A 19,970-nucleotide genomic window follows, 5' to 3' on the forward strand; every position below is an offset into this window, starting at 1 on the left:
TGCTCATTGCAGCAGGCATGGCGCGCTTAAATTATTTAAGCGCGCCATGCTGAATCCCGATGAACGCCCCCTCTCATCATCAGCATCTATATCGAGATCCATGCCATGCATCCTTCAGTCCTGCTGACTGCCTTATTGGCGCTTTCCTGCTGCGCGTTGAATATTCAAGCCAAGCCCATCACGCAGCAAATGCATTCCTGCAATAGCAGCAGCAATAGCATCCGCACCATTTCAACCGATTGCAAAAAACCCGCCGCCGGCTTTAGCTTAGGCTACAGCCTCGAAAATTATGGTGATCACGGTGCATTGCTGAGAATCGAAAATTCAACAGCACGCAATATTGAGATTGATCGAATAGAATTACTCGACGCTTGGAATCAGCCCTGTGAGCTTGACAGCTGGGGGCCAGAAGGTGAGACGGTTTCTGCTCAAAGCTACTTTAATGTCATGAGCAGTGAATGCCGGCCGGAACGCATTTTTAAATATGTGTTTATCCAAGGAAATAAACGGTATGTGTTCTAATGCGGGCATGCATTAAGCCATCCTTCAAATACAGTAAAAAACCGGTCAGCGTGGACCGGTTTTTTTATTCCGCTTCACCGCGCATTCAGCCCTGACGGCTAAAGTTTAAAATACTGCCGGCACTGTTCACAGTAAAACTCTATCGCGATCCCTGAATCGAAATGGCCCCGCTGTGTTTCGGCCCAATACAGATAAACACTTTTGAGCAGCACCTCAGCCAACCCCATGATCCACGGTGATAAGGGCAAGCCTTTCGACAGCTGCTTTATGACCATTCCACCGAATCCCACATGAGAACTCAATAAGGATGCTCTGTGCGGGCTAGATTCAGACGGTTTAGAATGTGAAACAAAGACACGATGAACGTGAGCAGACTGACAGTAGGGACAATTGATTTGCATTAAATACAGCTCCAATGAAAAATAAAAGGGCCTGTATGACGAGACCCTGATCACGTAAATCATGATCTTCATGCGGATGATGTATGCCTGTATTATTTTCTATTAGCCGAAAGTCCGCATACGTTTTTTAGTTTTCACTCTCAGATGCTGCGCTTCCTTCTCAGGACGTACCAGATAAGCCACTGTATCCAGCATATTCTTCACCTCATCTGGATTGTTACGGCGAATCATCCCAATGCCTAGACGGTTTCGATCTGAGAACTGTTTGAGATAGGCAGAAGCATGGCAGTTAAAATGGCAGCCCTGACCATCTGTAATATCACTCCAAAGCTTTCCGGCCTGATTCGCCAGCCAATAAGCATTGCGGCGCTCACTGCCTTTATAAACCAAGAGTAAATGACAGTGATAGCCCTTCTCTTGTCCCTGTTCTAATGCCCATGCATACTCAACTAAACCTTTAAAAACTGTATCCTGATCACGTAGCCGAGTACGAAGTAAATCCATATCATTACTAAACTCAAATATACCAATCTGTTCTTGAGATTTAAGCGAGTAAGCTAAATCAACACGCACCACTAAAATTCGTGAATACTTATTGCTGATTCGTTGCATACGATTAACAAGCGTCTTGGTATTCTCTGACTCATTATAACGATGATCACGTAGTTGGCTTTTATACCTACGATAGTGCCACTTAAAATCACTCTGAATATCATCAAAAGAAATTTTATTTAATCGCTCATATAAGCATTGAGGATCATCCAAGTACTCGCCTACATCTAATAACAGCTCAACCATAGCTTCTATGGCTGCTATATAATAATGATCTGAATTATAAATTCGATCTAACTGAACAAGTAACCCTGTTAACTGATTATAAAAATTACGAGGCTTACGTTTCCCAGCACAAACAGCTTCAAAAAAATTTTCAATATCAATTAAAGTTTTTGATTCATTTACTGTATTACACATGATTATTCCTTTTGATAGTTTAAATCATAAAAGGAAATCTTCTGTAATTAAGTACTTTTAGAAAAAAGATTAAAATTATAAATCTAAATAATATTAATAACCTACAATAAAAATTTAAAAATAATTCTAAGAACTATTTATGACCGTTAGCATCCATGGCAATGAATCTTAAATTCAAGATAAAAAGTCAAGCCTTTTTTATCCAATAGTTTAAGACCCTCTCAATAAATATTTTTACTTATAAAATATAAAACAGATACTTACAATAAAAATTATTACTAATTTATTACACTTAACCCTCCCCAACAACCTAAAAAGCATACTAATTTATGATATATTTACTACTGAACTTCTACCTTTTTATTGAATAAAGTTGAACAATCCATGCATTCTAAAAGTGAATTAAAAGAATTAGAACAATCTGTCAAGAAGCTAGATCTAAATTTATTTGTGTGGGTAATAGCCAGAACCGCAATAGAGTTTGATAATGAAATTGATGGTCTTACAAAAAATAGAATTTTCAATTTTGTACTTAAAATAATTGAAGATTGTGAAACATTAATTGATATTAAGCGTAGAGCATTATTATTGATTTTTAACTTAGAAATAAGTAAAAAAGAAAAAATAGAATTCTTAAATAAACTTTGCTATGAAATCCCACATTCTGATCTTATTAGACAACTTAAAATTATTAATAACAATAAAAGACTAGCAAGCTTTATTTATTACAATCTAAATCCAGATATAAATATTGAACATAATTTAAATAAATCTACAGATTTAGAATCACTTATTAGCCATAATTTTATAAATATTGATCTTAATGAATTAATCGTAGATAACTCTTCAACCTATGTCAATCATAGAAAATTTACTGAGAAAAATACCAATCAGTATGTCAAAGAAAATAAAAACTTAAAACCTATAAAAAATAAGTCATTTAATAAAGAAATCTTTAATAAAGGTGAATTAGTCTACTTCCATGGTAACAATACTTCATTATTAGTAAATCTTGAACTTATAGATAAATTTTTAAGAGGAAAAGATTATACTTATGCTTTTAACGCCTTTATGCTTACTTTTAATGAGATACAAAAGAAATCTAGAACAGCTATTGATAAAAATATGGAAAATAATAGTTTTTCTATTTGGTTATATACCTATATTGAAAAAAATATAATTAACTGTGAAATAAACAATAATATAAATTACGTCCCTTCTAACGATGAAGAGCGCATTAACCTTATGCTTCATCAACTTGATATCTGGTTCTTATTAGATGAATCTAGACACAAGGAAACTTTAAGAAGAATTCAGCTTGCATGGAATAAGAAAAAATTTGATCATCGCAAACGCGAAGAAAAATGTAAGAAATAAATTTTTTACTACTTCAGCTATCTATCGTCAACAAATTGGGGGTAAAATTGGTGGTAAAATAAAAATTTAATTTCTAAATATTTTTTAATTTCATAATCTTAAATTAAAAATATGATTCCCTCTCTCGCCATATTCTATCCTCATGATAGTTCATGAGGTCTTAAAAAGCTTAAATCCAAAGGATTTAGGCTTTTTTTGTGTCTGATGATATCTACTTTATCTATTGCAATCCCGCTATATGGTCGGGGGTATAATAAATTACCCCCCAGATTTCTACAGAAACCGCTGCAATGCTTACAGATGCTTTTCTTAGAAAAAGGCTTTGTTGCACAAACCTACCATTGAATTCTTTTTCATCAATATAATTTCCGAATGAAGAAACCTGAACCCAAAATCTATCGCATAAACACTAGGTCCTCGTATAACCAAGCTTTAATCAAAAGAGGAAATATATCAATTTGGTTTGATCCTCAGACTTAATAGTACTCACAGCCACAAGGCAAGCGTGGACGAAATCAAACTTATTCCGATACAGAGATTCAATGCTGCTTGATAATCAAATCTCTATTTCGCCTTTCTTTAAGAATGGTCGCAGGCTTTGTCCAAAGCCTGATTCAACTTTGCGGTTTAAATTGGACAGCACCGGATTACACCACACTTTGCAGACGACAAAAGCATATTAATATTGCGATTAGCTACCGAAAAAGCAGTGATGGACTGCATCTACTTGTACTCAACTGGCCTGAAGTTTTTAGGTAAAAGTGAGTAAAAACGTAAGAAGTGTCAGCCTGAATACCGCTGCCAATGGCGTAAACTGCATAGTGGTATAGATGCTCAAACCTTGCAAATGCAGGCTGTACAGTGAACAACAAATAACATCAGTGATTCACAAGTACTTGGTGATTTACTCAATCAAATTCTACCTGATGAGATGAGCGAATTGACTCTGTTTATACTGACGGAGCTTATGACACTCAATGCTGCCGACAGCTTATTTCAGATCGACAAGCACATGCTGTGATTCCACCCAGAAAGAATGCAAAGCCTTGGCAAAACAAGCAAATGAGATCATAGAGAGAAATGAATTATTAAAAATGGTCAAACGCCGAGGAAGAGCGATTTGGAAAAAATGGTCTGGTTATCATCGACGAAGCTTAGTGGAAACCCAGGTGCATTGCATCAAATTATTGGCAGATAAGCTTAGTGCCAAAAATTTCGATAGCCAAGTCAATGAGATTCATGCTCGCGTATCCGTATTAAATAAATTTACAGAATTAGGTCGACCGCATACTCAAGTTGTCACTTAAATTTGTTTGGCTTTGGAGAGGTTTAGCTTCCATATCTTTGTGCAACAAAGCCTGAAAATGGATCCAACCGCTTAACACAAGGGCTATGGATGACGCTTCCGGCTGCTGGCCCTGTACAAGATTATCCATACAAAGACATAAATAGAGTTCAAGATTCATTACGCTGATGATTCAACCCTGAACCATAAAAAAACCCAACCCCAAGCTGGGGGTTTTTATGGCATCTTCATAAACTCTAAACCTGATATTTACACTGGCTCAGGGGGCAGTGCCTGCCAGCGGGCGCTTTTCTAGTGCTGCTTTTATAATTTCAAACGCCATTCCGCTGCAGTTTTATGTCATTGGCGGGGGCAGTTTAAACTTGATTCTTTCATATTAAATGACCGCCAGCCCAGCTTAAATCAAAGCTAAAATGCAAATAAAACAAGCTGCTGAGGCTTCTTAAAAGTATTTCTCCAGCACCCTTCCCATAGACACGTTTTATTACAAATTGAAAATTTACTGCTTAAAGACAATTCGCAAACTCTGTGCTAAAAAAGGATTAATGCAATTTTTCAGGGCGTTGCAAAAAAAAACTAAACACCGTGATAGTTAAAAACCTTTTAAACAGACCATCCACCTTGATCCATTTAATCATTGAAAGCGTCACTCAACATTCAGCATAAATAACTGCTATTCGGGAGAGCACATGAATAACAGCCTAAACTATGTCAAACAGATCAAGAATGCGAAACGCGGCGGCTATACGCCGACTGCAGCCAAAGACATCAATAAGCATAAAATCCAAAAAGCCCTTAAACTGATCGAACAATGGCGGGTTCTCGCCAATGAACTGAAGCCTCAGCTGCAGCTGGACACCGCATTTACCCTTGAAGAGTGCGCGCAAGACTTAGACCGGATCCTGCGCAGTAAATAAATACAGCCCGCACCATTCTTAATGGATATAGCTGGCGGATTGACAGCTATATCCTCATACATTGAAAGTATGCATTCAATCGCTCATTTTTTGGCTTGCACCTTAAAAAAAAATCTGTAAAATGCTTTTCACAATGCCGGCATAGCTCAGTTGGTAGAGCAACTGACTTGTAATCAGTAGGTCCACAGTTCGAATCCGTGTGCCGGCACCATTTCTTAGCCTCACTTTCCAGTGGGGCTTTGATGTTTCTGGGCGATGCGTTTTTTTTAATCGAGATGCTTAGCCTTTCTGCGCTGCAATCTGCACATATCGGACGGCGCCGCCCGCATACAACGTCCGGCACAATTTAGCCGTCATGCGTATTTTCAAGATATCTAAATGATTTGACGGCAGCGCATCTGCCAGCACTGTTTCTGCATAATGCGCAAAGCCTGCAAACACCTGCGCACTGATATCCTCAATTTGAATATTCTTAAAACTGGAACTTTCCAGCGCGGCATACAGCTCTTTTTCAGACAGCAAATCAGATAGATTCACATCCGCCGCTTTCAGCAGCGCCCGATATTTCAATTTTTGCAGCGCATTTGAATTCAAATATTCTTCCGACAGCATTAAATAATGAAAACCCAAACGGCCTTTTGAATTCAAAACAGATTGAACAGACCGCAGAAATGAATTTAAAGGGCTATGGTAAGCCGCATCAATGCACAGCACTGCATCAAAGGTTGTCTGAGGGAAAACTGTTTTTAAATTTAAAAAAGAGGCGCAGTAAATTGCGGCTTTTGAATTTAATTCTTTTTTGATTTTTTCAATGGAGGCTGGCTGCATTTCCAGCGCATATAAACGCTGAACCTTAAATTGCTTCAGCCAAAGCTGCAGGCTGGCGCCTTGCCCGCAGCCCAAGTCCAGCAGCCGGTCATGGGCGTTCAGCTGAATGGCTTGCGCCAAATGCTCAGCAAGCGCTTGGCAAGCCTGCGGATATGAATCTGCATCCGCCTGCCAATAGCCTAAATTGCTCCAAGCCAATACGGCATCATCCCCCAGCAGTTTCGCATTAACCGCATACTTATGCTGAGGAAACTGGCTTCGGAGCGCCTGAAGCCATTTCATTCCTTAATAGCCCAGCTGCGGCGCAACCTCCACCTGAGGTTTTAAACCGACAAATGGCAATGGCGCGCCGAAGATTTCGGCAATATGCATAGCGGACGTGACTGCAGATTCTAAAATTGGCAAACCGTCGCATGACCATGAACCGCAATAGAACACTTTTCTGTTTTGCGATTTATGACGCAGCTGCAATTCTTTATTTAATGCAACTGTATCTGAATCCACCACTGCACGGGTCAAGACAACCGTCGAAATAATTTTTTTCGGGTCAATTGGCGTCACTGGGCGCCAAGTTTGGAAAACCGGTGTTTTGCCAACCAAGCTCGGCTCAATGGAGTTCAGCCACACCGTAAATTGCTGTTTGGTGAATTTTCGGTCCATCATATAGCTGAGTACAGCCCAATCTTTACGTTTTGGCGGCATCACGGTTTGATCCGTATGAATCACCAAATCGCCCTGCTCAAATTTGAATTTTCTCAGCAGCGCAATATCCTCTGCAAACTGCTCGGCATTTAAAAATTCTTCAATTTTTGTGGTTGGAGTCGCCACGACAACCCGATCAAACTCGGTGGTTTGGCCTTGAGCATTCGCCACCAGCACTTTTTCACCGTCTTCTTTTACAGAGGTAATGGCTGAACCGCTGACAATATTAATGCCTTCAACAAGTTTGTTCACCAAGGCAGGCGTACCGCCCTGAATGCGGAGCAAAGCATCACCATCAGTCAATTGGCGCAAGAAAACCAGCAAAGGTTTGGCCGGCCATTCGCCAATTGTTTTGGGATTGCAGGTACAAATGGTATACAGCACAGGCATCACTGCACCATGCCAAAAGACCTCTTCAATGTCATTGCGGTTGATAAATTCCGCCAAAGTAATGTCTTGATCTTTTGATTTGAAGAATTTAGCAATCGCCGTTTTCAGCTGCAGCATGCCTTTGACTAAACGCCAGCCATATTGCTGAATGCCTTTGCGGTTATTGATAATCGGGAAATTGCCGATGCGGCTGCGCGTGGTGGTCAGCCAAGTTTCCGTTTTGTCTTCAAACAGCCAGCTGCAGGCCATATACGTGCGCACTGGAAAGGTTTTTATGCCTAAATAGGCCGCCAAGCTTAAAGTATTATTCCAAAGATGCGGATTCATCACACGCAAAGGCGCATCAATCAAGCCGCCTTCAAATTCAGTGCTGTGACTGTCCATGCCGCGTCCAGGCAACGCTTCAAAAATTGTAATGTTATGCCCTGCGTCTTTTAGAATTCTTGCGGCAGCAAGCCCAGACATGCCGCTGCCGATGACTGCAATATCCAATCTTCTATTCCGTGTATCAAACTTTTATAAAATTATGACCCATGCCGGTAAGAAACAGGTTATTAAAAACTACCAGATTACGCTTTTTTCAGCAGCAGATACAAAAACCCACAAAAGCAGTTATTTACATCTTTTAACACATTTTAATTTGTGCAATAAATTCAAGATAAATCAGGAAATTAATTAATAATAAATATAAATAATCTAATAAATTATATAGATATATTAACCATTTTTTTAACGATGGTTTTACTTTTAAAAAAATTAAAGCTAATATTGATATTATAAAAAACGATAACTGCATCACAATAAATATCATCGGCTTGAATGTGATTGCGGCAAAACAATAACAGCAGCAGCGCAAAAGAAGAAAGCCCCCTGAATTTTTCAGGGGCTTCTTTTTAACATTACAGGGCTTTTTTATGGGTTTAATGCGCAGACTGAACTGGAATTTCTCCGAATTTTCCGGCATTGAAATCATTAAATGCCTGAATGATTTCATCTTTACTGTTCATGACAAATGGCCCATAGCCTTGAATTGGCTCATTCAGAGGTTCACCGGTCAGCACCAAAAACTGCGTATCCTGATAAGCCTGCAATTGAACCGCAGTATCGCCATCACGCTCAAACATCACAATCGAGCTGTCCAGCACCTTTTGTCCGCCATTTACTGCAACTTCGCCTTTCAGCACCACCAGCAGTGCATTATGGCCTGCAGGAACATGCACAAAAGTTTCATAATCAGCTTTCAGCTGACCATCCCAAACATTGATTGGGCTGAATGTACTGGCTGGGCCATGATGGCCGCCGAATTCTCCGGCAATGACACGGATATGCCCCGCATCATCATCCATTTCTATCCGCGGAATATCCGCAGCAGCAAGCGCTTGATAGCGCGGCGCAGTCATTTTATCTTTGGCCGGCAGGTTGACCCAAAGCTGAACCATTTCAAACAGGCCGCCCTGCTTCGCAAATTCAGGGGAATGAAATTCCTCATGCACCACGCCTGCCCCTGCAGTCATCCACTGCACATCGCCAGACTGGATGGTGCCGCCGCCGCCGGCAGAGTCTTTATGCGAAACTTCGCCTTGATAAGCAATCGTCACGGTTTCAAAGCCGCGGTGCGGGTGCGACCCGACGCCATGCTGCTCATTTGTTGGCTCAAATGGATACGGCGCCGCGTAATCAAGCAGTAAAAATGGGCTGATCGCTTGACCTAAACGGTCGTAAGAGAACAGATTTTTCACTGGAAAACCATCGCCGACCCAATGCATATTATGATTGCGGTAAACGCCTATAACTTTTTTCATCTTTTACTCCTATCTGCAATAGGATGAACATGGGATTAATCGTAGTCCTTTACAATGCTTTCAGATAGCCTGAAGCCGGCATACACAATCCTAAAAATATGATAATTTATTCAAGATAAATGGTTTTCCACCTATTTCATGGGTTTTAAATAAGACCATCCTACGTTTAGGATTGTTTTTCTCAATCTTCTGACTGGGATTATCCTATTATCACCTTTATGCTTTTTAAACAGCGCAAGGCTTTTCATCCGCCTTGCACAATCAACTTCCAGTGATTGCATCAGCAGCACTGCACCGAATGCATAACACTTCTGAGGACAAGAAAATGGGCAAACCTTACGTACGTTTAGATAAAGATAATGCTGCGGTTCTTTTAGTTGACCATCAAACCGGCCTGCTTTCTTTGGTCCGCGATATTGATCCAGATAAATTTAAAAATAATGTGCTTGCACTGGCTGCAGCGGCCAAGTATTTCAATCTTCCAACCATTTTAACCACCAGTTTTGAACAGGGCCCGAATGGCCCGCTGGTGCCGGAACTGAATGAGCTTTTTCCAGATGCGCCCTATATTGCCCGCCCTGGCCAAATCAATGCGTGGGACAACGAAGACTTTGTCAAAGCAGTCAAAGCCACGGGCAAAAAGCAGCTGATCATTGCCGGCGTAGTCACTGAAGTCTGTGTGGCTTTTCCAACGCTGTCTGCGCTTGCAGAAGATTTTGATGTCTTTGTGATTACCGATGCTTCAGGCACGTTTAATCACTTAACCCGCGATTCTGCATGGGACCGCATGTCTCAAGCCGGCGCTCAGTTAATGACATGGTTTGGCGCTGCATGTGAATTGCACCGTGACTGGCGCAACGATATTGAAGGTCTTGGCGCCTTGTTCGGCAATCACATTCCGGATTACCGCAATCTGATCAACAGCTATACTCAAAATACTGCACAAAAATAATAAACTGCGCAGCCTAAAGCGGCCTGAGGGCCGCTTTTCGCGTATTAAGCCGACGCAATTTCACGTATCATGCTAAAAAGCCCATCACGCCAGCTCAGCCCGACATTGGTGATTTATGCATTCATTTGATGATTATTATTACTTCTATCTTGTGGTGAAACATGGCGGATTCAGCGCCGCCAGCGATGCATCCAATATCACCAAGTCCAAACTCAGCCGCCGGATTTTAGATCTGGAAGCGCAATTCAATGTGACGCTTATTCAGCGCTCAACCCGCCACTTTAAAGTAACGCCGCTGGGCCAAGAATTTTTCAAAGAATGTGAAAAAGTCATTCAGCAAGTGGAATGCGCACACAATGTATTGCTGAAGCAAACAAGCGAACCGCAGGGACTGGTTAAAATCAGCTGCCCTTCAGTGATGATGCGCTATCAAATCCGCAGCCTGCTGAATCAATTTTTAAAAGCCTATCCGAAAGTGCAGGTCGAAATGGAGCTGACCAGCCGCCGTGTGGATGTGCTGCATGATGATATTGATTTAGCGATTCGAACCAATTTTCAAGCCAATGAAGATTCCAGCATTGTGGTGCGCGATGTCATTAAAACCACGCACTGCCTAGTGGCCAGCCCAGAGCTGCTGCAAGGCCGCACTATTCAGTTCCCGACTGAAATCAACAATTATCCCACCATTGTTTTGGGAACACAGAAACCGCACTATCACTGGCTGCTCCATCATATAGGCAGTCAGGAACAGATAGACATTCCTTTAGAGCCCCGGATCAAGAGCAATGACCTTGCAGGGGTGTATTATTCAGTCATCGACGGGCTTGGCATTGCCGACTTGCCGTATTTAACTGTAGAAAAAGATTTAGCCGACGGCCGTTTAGTCCATATTTTACCGGACTGGTGTTCCAATGTCGGTACGGTGCAGCTGGTTTACGCATCGCGCAAAGGCCAGCGGCTGGTCATGGAAAAGTTGATTGATCATTTGGTGGAAGGCCTTCGCGCCAATGCGGAAAATCATCAGGGCTATCTGATGCAATAAGAATTGCAGTGCGTATTGCCTAGAACAAGCCGCCAACCCCATAACAGGCCTCAAACGGCAAAAATCCAGCCAACTGCTGGATTTTTGACGGTCAAAAGGAGAATGCCTTTTGCTTAGATTTTGCCGACCAAGTCGATTGAAGGAGCCAGTGTCGCTTCACCTTCTTTCCATTTTGCCGGGCAAACTTCACCAGGATGCGCATGCACATATTGCGCGGCTTTCACTTTGCGCAGTAATTCAGAAGCATCACGGCCAATACCGCCAGCGTTGATTTCTACAATTTGGATTTTACCTTCTGGGTCAATCACAAATGTACCGCGGTCTGCCAAACCATCCGCTTCAATCAGCACGTCAAAGTTTTTCGCCAAAGTCCAAGTTGGATCGCCAACCATTGGATATTCGATTTTCTTAATTTCGTCAGAAGAATCATGCCATGCTTTGTGCGTGAAATGCGTATCTGTCGATACTGAATAAATTTCAACGCCCATTTTTTGGAATTCAGCATAATGATCAGCAAGATCGCCTAATTCTGTTGGACATACAAAAGTAAAATCTGCAGGATAGAAAAATACAACAGACCATTTTCCTATCATATCTTTTTCAGAAACTTCAATGAATTGGCCATCTTTATAAGCCGTTGCATTAAATGGTTTTACTTCAGTATTGATCAAGCTCATTTCATATTCCTCTTCAACATTTTGGGGATTGCTTATCTGTTGAAGCTAGAATACGAAAGATTTATAAATTGGTAAAACCGTAGTTTTTTATAATAACAATCGAATTATTAGATTTTATATTTTTAGATATCATAAAAAATGACCTAAACATCCGCTTAAGTCGTTTTTTATTTTTGAAATCAGTCAATTAAACATGATCAAACATTTTAACAATATTTGACGGGCTTCGGTTATTGCGTAACTCATTGACCATGAAAGTCATATAAGGATCGATATGCCGATAAAAAATCTTAAAACCTTCACACAAATAATTTAAATTTGGCTCACCATCTTTGGTATATAAAATACGGTTTTTAGGACACTCACCATTACATGCAAATAAAAATTCACATTGTTTACATTGGCTTGGTAAATTGTCCTGCTTGTCATTACCAAACTTAACCTGCTCAGCGCTCTTCAATAACGTGGACAATTTATCCTGACGAATATTGCCTAACTTATAATCATCAAAAACAAAATGGTCGCAAGAATAAATATCACCATTGTGCTCCATGGCAATCGCATGCCCACATTTTTTGGCAAAGACACAAATTGGGGGCTCTACACCCATCCAATTGGCAAGCATGGCATCAAAATTGATAATAAAGTACTCGCCTACGTCCTGTTTGACCCATTCATCAAAAATTGTATTTAAGAACTTCCCATAATCTAAAGGGTTAACCGTCCATTCGGTAATTTTTGCCTGTTTATTTGGAATAAGTGGCGACGCAAGATGCAAACCTTTCAATGTGTCATCAGTACCGGTCATTTCACGTTCAACAATTGGAGTAAATTGAATATAACGTGCACCAATTTCTTTATAGAAGTTATAAATTTTTAATGGAAAATGTACGTTATAACTGTTCACTGTCGCCAAAATATTAAATTCGACTCGATATTTTTTTAGTAATTCCAAACCACGCATTACCGCATCAAAAGTCGGCTTCCCTGTCTTTGTAGAACGATAATAATCATGCAGCTGAGCAGGTCCATCTAAAGATAAACCAATTAAAAATTGATGCTGTGCAAAAAATTGAGCCCATTCATCATTAATTAATGTGCCATTGGTTTGTAAAGAATTGACCACTTTACGTCTAAATTTTTTCGCATAAATGCTTTGAAATTCTAATGCTTTTTTATAAAAATCAATTTTTTGTAAAAGTGGCTCACCGCCATGCCATGTAAAAATAACCTCTGCCGTTGAACTCTCTTCTATATAAGATTTTATATAGTGTTCCAACATTTCTACATCCATGAATTGCTTATCATTTTTAGAATATAAATGGGTTTTTTCTAAATAATAGCAATAATTACAATCCAAATTACAGATTGATCCTGTTGGTTTAGATGAAATATAAAATGGCTTATTCATCATAAGTTGATGTACTCATTCCAAATACTGAAAAAATAATTGAAGGAATACCGCACATTGGCAGTATTCCTCATTGTTGTTTTTGAGCACAATTTTTATTTCAATTCATTGTGTTCATACTTGAAATAATTATTTTAAATACTCAATATCCACTTGATTCACCTTACCATTAAACTTGTAAGGTGCTTGGTGATAATATGAATTGGATACAGGTGAACCCAAGTCCTGCCCAATATCTAAAGTGTCATTGACAGTAAATGCCGCTGTAATCAATGTTGGAATTGTCCCCTTAATATCTTCCTGACCATTGACCAGTACTGTTACATCACCTGATGATAAATGTGCCCCTTTATCACTTGGCGCTGCACCTTTTTTCAGTACAACCTCAATTTTCGCTTTGCCCGGCGCAAGTTTAGTTTTGCCTTTTAAGATCGTACGCTCAACTTCAAATAAATTATATTCGTAGTTTAGATAACCATCTTTATCGGCATAAATAGACATACCGCCCGCAAAACCGCCAATGGCAATCAACGCACCTTTCGGATTCGCAGGCACATCCAGATCAATCACCGTACGGTTCGGAATGGTCGCCACACGCGGTGCAATTGCTTCACGCAACGTAGTATCACCCGGTAAGCTAAATTTGGTTCTTGGGTTTTGAATAATCGCTTCAGGATGCGTTAAGACATATAAACCACCGCCAATTGGCAAGTTTTTATTCTTACGTGATTCTTCCATGAAGAGTGCCTTCATTTCTTCTAATTTTTTCGGATCTTTCTTGGCTAAATCATCTGCCTGACTAAAGTCATTTTTCAGATTATAAAGTTCCCAAACATCTTTTTCAGGGGTCCATTCAGCAAGCCCCGGTGTTACAGTTAACCATGGCACACGCGGGCCAAATGTACTTGCCATCCATCCATCATGATAAATGCCTCGGCTTCCCATAATGTCAAAAAATTGCGTGTGCTTTTGGTCTTTGGCTTTTGCATTGCCAAAGGTGTACGCCATGCTTACACCATCAATTGGATCTTGGTTAAAACCATTGACCACATCAGGCGGGGTAATTTTTAGAACATCATAAACAGTTGGGGTAATGTCATTCACATGGTGGAATTGAGAGCGAATAGCTGTATCGTGCTTAATTTTTTGTGGCCATGACACTGCCATTGGCTGACGTGTTCCACCAAAATATGCACCTAATAGTTTCGTGCCTTTAAACGGTGTTGAACCTGCCCACGCCCAACCAGCATGATACATATTGTCAGTTTTTGGCCCGCCCAATGCATCCAAACCGTCCAAATCTTCATTTAAAACACGCAAATGTTCTGAAATTTCAGTTGGGATTTGGTTTTGCGCCAACAGCTCGCTGACTGTACCCTTTTGCCCTTCTGCACTTGAGCCGTTATCCCCCCAAATATAGAAAACCAAAGTATTGTCAGCGATACCCATTTTCTCCATTTCATCGAGAATTCGGCCTGCATTGTAGTCGGCATGTTCAGCAAAACCAGCAAAGACTTCCATTAAACGTGTCTGAAATGCACGTTCACTTTCAGGAATATCTTTCCATGCAGCTAAACTGTCAGGACGTGCTGTAAGCTTAGTACCTTTAGGGATAAAGCCCAATTTTTTCTGACGTTCAAATACCACTTCACGGTATTGATCCCATCCGCCATCAAATTTGCCTTTATATTTATCTGCCCATTTTTTGTCGACTTGATGCGGCCCATGTGCAGCGCCCGGTGCCCAATACATAAATAAAGGCTTATCCGGATTAAAGGAATGCTGCTGATGCATCCACTTAATGGCATTGTCGGCTAAATCATCAGTAAGGTGATAACCTTCTTCAGGTGTTTTTGGCAGTTTATCGACATAAGTCGTGTTATAGACCAGCGTTGGCTCGTATTGGTTCGATTCCCCTGCGAGGAAGCCATAAAAATGCTCGAAGCCATAACCTGTAGGCCAAAAATCAAAAGGGCCATTTTGTGAAATTTGCAAAGGCGGTGTGTTGTGCCACTTGCCAAACGCCGCGGTACTATAACCATAGTTCTTTAAAACTTCGGGCAAAGTCGCTGAAGTTTTCGGAATAACACCACTAAAACCATCCCAATCATTTGCCCATTCGGTAATTTGACCATTGCCAATACGCGTATGATTTCGACCTGTTAACAGTGATGCGCGAGTCGGTGAACTCATCGCTGTCGAGTGAAATTCATTATAAGATACACCTTGATTTGCAACACGGCTTAAAGTTGGCGTGTTAACCAATCCCCCATAGGTGCTTGGCGTGCCTGGACCAACATCATCCATTAAAATAATTAAAATATTGGGTGCATTTGCAGCTAAGCGTGCGGGCTCTTCACGGCGTTTATGCGTTGACTCCGCCATAGTATCTTTTGCAATACTGGCTGTCGGCGCTGGCGGGAAGGGTAAAATATTTTGAGCCGTCACTCCACCTGAAACTAACCCAAAAGGCAGCATTAAAATAGGCAGCTTTTTTAATCTAAACTTTTTTAATAAATCCATAAAACTCTCCGTTCTTTATTGCAATTATTAAATCGTTCTTCTATTTAAAGACTATGTTTTTTTTTAAATTTTGAGATATCCATCTTTTAATCGTAATAATCCCCACATCAAAATGGTTATTTTTCATACTAATCAATATAACGAATATTTATAAATATTGGGCATTTTTTAAAGCACAATGATTAAACAATAAACTATCGAGCATTTATTAAACATTTTTTTAATAACAGACCACTTTTTCTTGAATGAGCTTATTTGTGCACTTGATTTAAAAATTTAGTTATATTTTATGAGTAAATTAAAAATAAAAAAAAGAACCTGATAAAAATCAGGTTCTTATTTTACTTAAAGTACAATATTTACATATTGTACAATTTAGAATGGAAGGTCATCATCTAAATCTGCTGGGGCAGAAGCTGGCGCTGCCGGAGCTTTAGGCGCAAAACCGCTCGGGTTATTGTTCGCATAACCATTGCCTTGGTTGCTGGCGCCTTGATTATTCGCGCCGTAACCGCCTTGGTTGCTGCCGCCCTGATTATTTCCACCTTGGCCGCCATAACCGCCCTGCTGGTTATTGTTATAACCGCCTTGGCTGTTATTGTTGAAACGGGGCTGCTCAAAGCCTTGACCCTGTTCACCTTGCGGACGACTGCTGTCCAGCATCTGCATTTGTTCACCGCGGATTTCTGTGGTGTAACGTTCTTGACCATTCTGGTCTGTCCATTGACGGGTACGTAATGAACCTTCAATGTACACTTTAGAGCCTTTACGCAGGTATTGCTGTGCAATTTCACCTAAACGGTTATGCAGTACAATGCGGTGCCATTCTGTTTGCTCTTTGCGCTCACCGGTACTTTTATCTGTCCAAGAATCGCTGGTTGCGATTGAGAACTGAGTCAGCGAACCGCCGTTCGGGAAAGTTTTTGTTTCAGGATCTCGGCCTAAAGTACCGACTAAAATGACCTTATTTACACCACGCATCAGACGTATTCTTCCTATTTGTTTCTATTATTTACTTTATAAGAGTTATGCTTAAATGGCTACCTCTTTCCCTAACAAGTGCGTTAAATGTTGTCGCGCAGCATCATCTATTTGCTGCTTATCGACCTTGACATAGGCTACTTGCTGGTCAGACATCACCACGACCTCTTCAATACCACGAATCGCTAAAAGCTGAGAAGTCCATTCATCTGTTTGTTTAGCCTCCGGCAAGCGCAGCACCAGCGATGAAAGGTAACGCGGCTGCGCCAATCCAAAGCTGATCAACAGCCAGATGACAGCTATCGCGGTTAAAATGCTCCACCCCATTGCCGTATTGTTCAGCAGCAAAAGCTGTCCGCCAATCATACCGCCAAAGAATGCGCCCAAAAATTGCGCACTGGCGTTCACGCCCATCGCGGTGGCTTTTGACTGAATCGGCGCAGCTTTAGACAGCCAAGATGGCAGCAGCGCCTCCATTACGTTAAAAGCGATGAAGAACAGCCCTAGACCCGTCAGCAGCACATATTTCGATTCATAACCGAAAATCAGCACCGCAAGCCCCAAAATAATGCCGCCAATCGCTGTCAGAAAAATGCCGCGCATTTTACGGTATTTTTCTGCCAAGATAATGCTCGGAAAGGCAAAAAATAGGCTGAACACCAATAACGGCAGGTACACCAAGCCATGGCTGGATAGCGGAATTTTGGCAAAATTAATCAGCTGGGACGGCACATAAATAAACATCGCGGTCAGCAGCAGATGCAATGAAAATACAGAAACATGCAGGCGGTTTAAATTGCCCATTTTCAGCACTTGCTTCAGCTGGGTCAGATAGCCTTGCTGATAATTCCGGTGATGCCGGGTGACTTTGGGAACCAGCAGCAGGGTCGCAATTGCGCCCAAGCCCATAATCGTGGTGACCCAGAACAAGCCGGAAATTCCGACAAGGCCGGTAAGCCATGGCCCTAAGCTGAATGCCACGACAAAAGAAAGGCCTATGCTCATGCCCATAATGGCCATGGCTTTGGTGCGCTGCTCTTCCCGGGTCACATCTGCCAGCAGCGCCATCACCACCGCAGAAACCGCCCCGCCGCCAGCAATGGCGCGGCCAATAATCACGCCGTAAATGGTTTCAGACATCGCTGCCACAGCGCCGCCCAATGCAAACAGCAAAAGGCCGATCACCACCAAAGGCTTTCGGCTGTAACGGTCGGCAATCAAGCTGAATGGAATCTGTAAAATTGCTTGCGTTAAGCCATAAACGCCAACTGCAAGGCCAATTAGAGCCGGCGTTGCATATTGATAAGACTGCCCGGCCACCGAAAACACGGGGATAATCATGAACAGGCCCAACATGCGCAATGCAAAAATACTGCTTAGGGCAAAAGTTGAGCGGCGTTCTAAAGCATTCATCATATCAATAAGCGTAATTTTAAAGGGAAAATGGATGGAGATATCCTACATCATTCCTGCTGTCAGTGCTGATGTATTCACGCAACCGCGCCAATAAAAAAGGGCGCATTCTGCACCCTTCTATTGTAGCGTTTTTTTATGAAGCCAAGATTAACCGCGCAGTTCTTGGCGTTTTTTATATTGAATGGATGCAATAATTGCCCAAACAATAAATGCCACGCCAATCAGGCCGGTAACCACTTCCGGCACATGCACGCCTGTACCGCTGGCCAGCATAATGAAGGCCAGCGCGCCAATCGCGTAATGCGCGCCATGCTCAAGATAAATATAGGCATCCAATGTGCCTTTTTCGACTAAATAAATAGTCATTGAACGCACGAACATTGCCCCGATGGCTAAGCCCAGCATAATGATGACAACGTCAGAAGTAATCGCAAACGCGCCAATCACGCCATCAAAACTGAACGAAGCATCCAGCACTTCCAAATACAGGAAGCCGCCGATGCCAGCCTTGATCACGCCAGTTGTCGCACCGCTGGCGTCATGCGCAACGGCATTGCCTTCTTCATCAATTTCAGGTTCGCCGCCCAGCAAATGGCTCAGCACCTGCACACCAATATAAATCACGATGCCCCAAATACCGGCCATTGTGACTACTAAACGCTTCGCTTCTTCAACATTGGCCGCCATAATCAGCAGCGCAATCAGCGCCAGGAAAGCGGACATCGCCGGCACGTTGGCCATATTGGCCAAACGCGCCTCCAGCCATTTAAACCAATGGGTATCCTTGCCTTCATCCAAGAAAAAGTTCAGGAAAACCAGCATCAGGAAAGCGCCGCCAAAAGCCGCAATTTCTGCATGATGCGCCATCAATTTGGCTGAGTATTGAATAGGATCATTCAGCGCCATTTTGACCACTTCCAGCATGCCCATATCCGCAGTGACCGCAACAATCACAATTGGGAAAACCAGACGCATGCCGAAAACCGCAATAACAATACCGACAGTTAAGAAGATCATTTTCCAAAAATGATCCCAGCCGCGAAGCACCGAAGCATTGACAACAGCATTGTCAAAAGACAGCGACACTTCCATGACCGCCAAAATCGCAGTAATGGTCAGCGCGGTAATCATGGCCTGAATGCCTGCGTTGGGTCCATGGGTAAAACCCCAATACGCAGCAATACCCAGACACACGATCGTAAAGATGATTGAGAAACCAAAATGTTTCATCATGACAAATCGACCTATGAATTTTTTTAACGGTGGGAAATTGGGTAAAACTTAAAGAAAATTGTTTAAGATTTAATGTGCGCAATTATGACTGCTTTTCTAGACGATGCCAAAACACTTCGTATGATTTTTTTGAACAGGCCTAAAGTTTTGAGCTGCCCATTTTATTTTAAGTTCAAATATGCTGCCATGCATAAATCAGGACTGCCGCCGCAGCCACCCAGCCCAGCCCTGCTACGCCTAAACAGCTCCATAAAGGCAGCCTTTCAGCCAACACATACACCAGCAGCAGATAAATAAAATAAGGAATTAAAGACCAGATGCCAAACAGCGCAGTTTGACGCAGCGCTTCAGCGCCTTTTTCCTGCGCAACAATGACATGCGCAATCAAGGCAAAGGTAGGAAACAGCGGCACCAATCCGGCAATATAAAACACTTTGCTTTTTGAAAAAGCCGCAATGATCAATACCGCGGCTGCGCCCAGCAGGCTTTTTAAAAATAAGGACAGCATTTTCTCTTTC

At 41.7% G+C, this 19,970-nt stretch carries 17 protein-coding genes, 1 tRNA gene and 1 pseudogene; 7 read left to right on the top strand and 12 right to left on the bottom strand.

Features of this window, described 5'->3' with window-relative positions; all coding sequences use genetic code 11:
* The first annotated feature begins 105 nt into the window (after positions 1 to 105).
* Positions 106 to 522, top strand: coding sequence for a hypothetical protein (locus AZH43_RS11690; protein ID WP_067669898.1), 417 nt, complete (start codon positions 106 to 108; stop codon positions 520 to 522).
* Positions 523 to 620: 98 nt separating this feature from the next.
* On the opposite strand, the gene AZH43_RS18770 is transcribed toward AZH43_RS11690, so the two are convergent.
* Both AZH43_RS18770 and AZH43_RS11700 read right to left on the bottom strand, forming a co-directional pair.
* Complete coding sequence (locus AZH43_RS18770; RefSeq protein ID WP_206598955.1) at positions 621 to 797, bottom strand: hypothetical protein; 177 nt, start codon at positions 795 to 797, stop codon at positions 621 to 623.
* A 228-nt stretch (positions 798 to 1,025) separates the two neighbouring features.
* Complete coding sequence (locus AZH43_RS11700) at positions 1,026 to 1,895, bottom strand: YagK/YfjJ domain-containing protein (protein ID WP_067669900.1); 870 nt, start codon at positions 1,893 to 1,895, stop codon at positions 1,026 to 1,028.
* Positions 1,896 to 2,279: 384 nt separating this feature from the next.
* On the opposite strand from AZH43_RS11700, the gene AZH43_RS11705 reads away from it, so the two are divergent.
* The 4 genes and pseudogenes from AZH43_RS11705 (at position 2,280) to AZH43_RS11720 (ending at position 5,706) form a co-directional block, all read left to right on the top strand.
* Complete coding sequence (locus AZH43_RS11705) at positions 2,280 to 3,272, top strand: hypothetical protein (RefSeq protein ID WP_067669901.1); 993 nt, start codon at positions 2,280 to 2,282, stop codon at positions 3,270 to 3,272.
* Between the two features lie 372 nt (positions 3,273 to 3,644).
* A pseudogene (locus AZH43_RS11710) lies at positions 3,645 to 4,579 on the top strand (IS5 family transposase).
* A 688-nt stretch (positions 4,580 to 5,267) separates the two neighbouring features.
* Entirely contained in the window at positions 5,268 to 5,495 is a 228-nt protein-coding gene (locus AZH43_RS11715; RefSeq protein ID WP_067669903.1) for a hypothetical protein, read from the top strand.
* A gap of 135 nt (positions 5,496 to 5,630) precedes the next feature.
* Positions 5,631 to 5,706, top strand: a tRNA-Thr gene (locus AZH43_RS11720).
* A gap of 68 nt (positions 5,707 to 5,774) precedes the next feature.
* Here the strand turns inward: AZH43_RS11720 and AZH43_RS11725 are convergent.
* The 3 genes from AZH43_RS11725 to AZH43_RS11740 form a co-directional block, all read right to left on the bottom strand.
* The gene (locus AZH43_RS11725; RefSeq protein WP_067669905.1) at positions 5,775 to 6,605 is read right to left on the bottom strand and encodes an SAM-dependent methyltransferase; all 831 of its coding nucleotides are present in this window, start codon (positions 6,603 to 6,605) and stop codon (positions 5,775 to 5,777) included.
* Between the two features lie 3 nt (positions 6,606 to 6,608).
* Positions 6,609 to 7,907: an FAD-dependent oxidoreductase gene (locus AZH43_RS11730; RefSeq protein ID WP_081406812.1), complete on the bottom strand. Its 1,299-nt coding sequence runs from the start codon at positions 7,905 to 7,907 to the stop codon at positions 6,609 to 6,611.
* Between the two features lie 428 nt (positions 7,908 to 8,335).
* Entirely contained in the window at positions 8,336 to 9,217 is an 882-nt protein-coding gene (locus AZH43_RS11740; protein WP_067669911.1) for a pirin family protein, read from the bottom strand.
* A 325-nt stretch (positions 9,218 to 9,542) separates the two neighbouring features.
* On the opposite strand from AZH43_RS11740, the gene ycaC reads away from it, so the two are divergent.
* Both ycaC and AZH43_RS11750 read left to right on the top strand, forming a co-directional pair.
* Entirely contained in the window at positions 9,543 to 10,169 is a 627-nt protein-coding gene (ycaC, locus tag AZH43_RS11745) for an isochorismate family cysteine hydrolase YcaC (protein ID WP_067669976.1), read from the top strand.
* A 115-nt stretch (positions 10,170 to 10,284) separates the two neighbouring features.
* Positions 10,285 to 11,211, top strand: coding sequence for a LysR substrate-binding domain-containing protein (locus AZH43_RS11750; RefSeq protein ID WP_067669913.1), 927 nt, complete (start codon positions 10,285 to 10,287; stop codon positions 11,209 to 11,211).
* A 113-nt stretch (positions 11,212 to 11,324) separates the two neighbouring features.
* Here the strand turns inward: AZH43_RS11750 and ahpC are convergent, their stop codons facing one another.
* From ahpC to AZH43_RS11785, 7 genes are all read right to left on the bottom strand, one after another.
* Positions 11,325 to 11,888, bottom strand: a complete 564-nt coding sequence (gene ahpC / locus AZH43_RS11755) for an alkyl hydroperoxide reductase subunit C (protein ID WP_067669915.1) — start codon at positions 11,886 to 11,888, stop codon at positions 11,325 to 11,327.
* Positions 11,889 to 12,075: 187 nt separating this feature from the next.
* The gene (locus tag AZH43_RS11760; protein ID WP_206598956.1) at positions 12,076 to 13,302 is read right to left on the bottom strand and encodes an anaerobic sulfatase-maturation protein; all 1,227 of its coding nucleotides are present in this window, start codon (positions 13,300 to 13,302) and stop codon (positions 12,076 to 12,078) included.
* Between the two features lie 126 nt (positions 13,303 to 13,428).
* Positions 13,429 to 15,822, bottom strand: a complete 2,394-nt coding sequence (locus AZH43_RS11765; protein ID WP_067669917.1) for an arylsulfatase — start codon at positions 15,820 to 15,822, stop codon at positions 13,429 to 13,431.
* Positions 15,823 to 16,197: 375 nt separating this feature from the next.
* Positions 16,198 to 16,803 carry a single-stranded DNA-binding protein gene (gene ssb, locus AZH43_RS11770; protein ID WP_067669919.1) on the bottom strand — a complete coding sequence of 202 codons (606 nt, stop codon included), beginning with the start codon at positions 16,801 to 16,803 and terminating at the stop codon, positions 16,198 to 16,200.
* 51 nt (positions 16,804 to 16,854) lie between these two features.
* Positions 16,855 to 18,219 carry an MFS transporter gene (locus tag AZH43_RS11775; RefSeq protein ID WP_067669921.1) on the bottom strand — a complete coding sequence of 455 codons (1,365 nt, stop codon included), beginning with the start codon at positions 18,217 to 18,219 and terminating at the stop codon, positions 16,855 to 16,857.
* A gap of 147 nt (positions 18,220 to 18,366) precedes the next feature.
* The gene (locus tag AZH43_RS11780) at positions 18,367 to 19,452 is read right to left on the bottom strand and encodes a DUF475 domain-containing protein (RefSeq protein ID WP_067669923.1); all 1,086 of its coding nucleotides are present in this window, start codon (positions 19,450 to 19,452) and stop codon (positions 18,367 to 18,369) included.
* Positions 19,453 to 19,624: 172 nt separating this feature from the next.
* Positions 19,625 to 19,960, bottom strand: a complete 336-nt coding sequence (locus tag AZH43_RS11785; protein ID WP_067669925.1) for a GlpM family protein — start codon at positions 19,958 to 19,960, stop codon at positions 19,625 to 19,627.
* Positions 19,961 to 19,970 lie beyond the last annotated feature (10 nt).

Source organism: Acinetobacter pragensis (genome assembly GCF_001605895.1).
In the GTDB taxonomy this organism is placed as follows: Bacteria; Pseudomonadota; Gammaproteobacteria; order Pseudomonadales; family Moraxellaceae; genus Acinetobacter; species Acinetobacter pragensis.

What these genes read in the sequence shown, in the direction of transcription:
- AZH43_RS11690 (WP_067669898.1), top strand. Translation starts at nt 106, where the DNA reads ATGCATCCTTCAGTCCTGCTGACTGCCTTATTGGCGCTTTCCTGCTGC.
- AZH43_RS18770 (WP_206598955.1), bottom strand. Translation starts at nt 797, where the DNA reads ATGGTCATAAAGCAGCTGTCGAAAGGCTTGCCCTTATCACCGTGGATC.
- AZH43_RS11700 (WP_067669900.1), bottom strand. Translation starts at nt 1,895, where the DNA reads ATGTGTAATACAGTAAATGAATCAAAAACTTTAATTGATATTGAAAAT.
- AZH43_RS11705 (WP_067669901.1), top strand. Translation starts at nt 2,280, where the DNA reads ATGCATTCTAAAAGTGAATTAAAAGAATTAGAACAATCTGTCAAGAAG.
- AZH43_RS11715 (WP_067669903.1), top strand. Translation starts at nt 5,268, where the DNA reads ATGAATAACAGCCTAAACTATGTCAAACAGATCAAGAATGCGAAACGC.
- AZH43_RS11725 (WP_067669905.1), bottom strand. Translation starts at nt 6,605, where the DNA reads ATGAAATGGCTTCAGGCGCTCCGAAGCCAGTTTCCTCAGCATAAGTAT.
- AZH43_RS11740 (WP_067669911.1), bottom strand. Translation starts at nt 9,217, where the DNA reads ATGAAAAAAGTTATAGGCGTTTACCGCAATCATAATATGCATTGGGTC.
- ycaC (WP_067669976.1), top strand. Translation starts at nt 9,543, where the DNA reads ATGGGCAAACCTTACGTACGTTTAGATAAAGATAATGCTGCGGTTCTT.
- AZH43_RS11750 (WP_067669913.1), top strand. Translation starts at nt 10,285, where the DNA reads ATGCATTCATTTGATGATTATTATTACTTCTATCTTGTGGTGAAACAT.
- ahpC (WP_067669915.1), bottom strand. Translation starts at nt 11,888, where the DNA reads ATGAGCTTGATCAATACTGAAGTAAAACCATTTAATGCAACGGCTTAT.
- AZH43_RS11760 (WP_206598956.1), bottom strand. Translation starts at nt 13,302, where the DNA reads ATGATGAATAAGCCATTTTATATTTCATCTAAACCAACAGGATCAATC.
- AZH43_RS11765 (WP_067669917.1), bottom strand. Translation starts at nt 15,822, where the DNA reads ATGGATTTATTAAAAAAGTTTAGATTAAAAAAGCTGCCTATTTTAATG.
- ssb (WP_067669919.1), bottom strand. Translation starts at nt 16,803, where the DNA reads ATGCGTGGTGTAAATAAGGTCATTTTAGTCGGTACTTTAGGCCGAGAT.
- AZH43_RS11775 (WP_067669921.1), bottom strand. Translation starts at nt 18,219, where the DNA reads ATGATGAATGCTTTAGAACGCCGCTCAACTTTTGCCCTAAGCAGTATT.
- AZH43_RS11780 (WP_067669923.1), bottom strand. Translation starts at nt 19,452, where the DNA reads ATGATGAAACATTTTGGTTTCTCAATCATCTTTACGATCGTGTGTCTG.
- AZH43_RS11785 (WP_067669925.1), bottom strand. Translation starts at nt 19,960, where the DNA reads ATGCTGTCCTTATTTTTAAAAAGCCTGCTGGGCGCAGCCGCGGTATTG.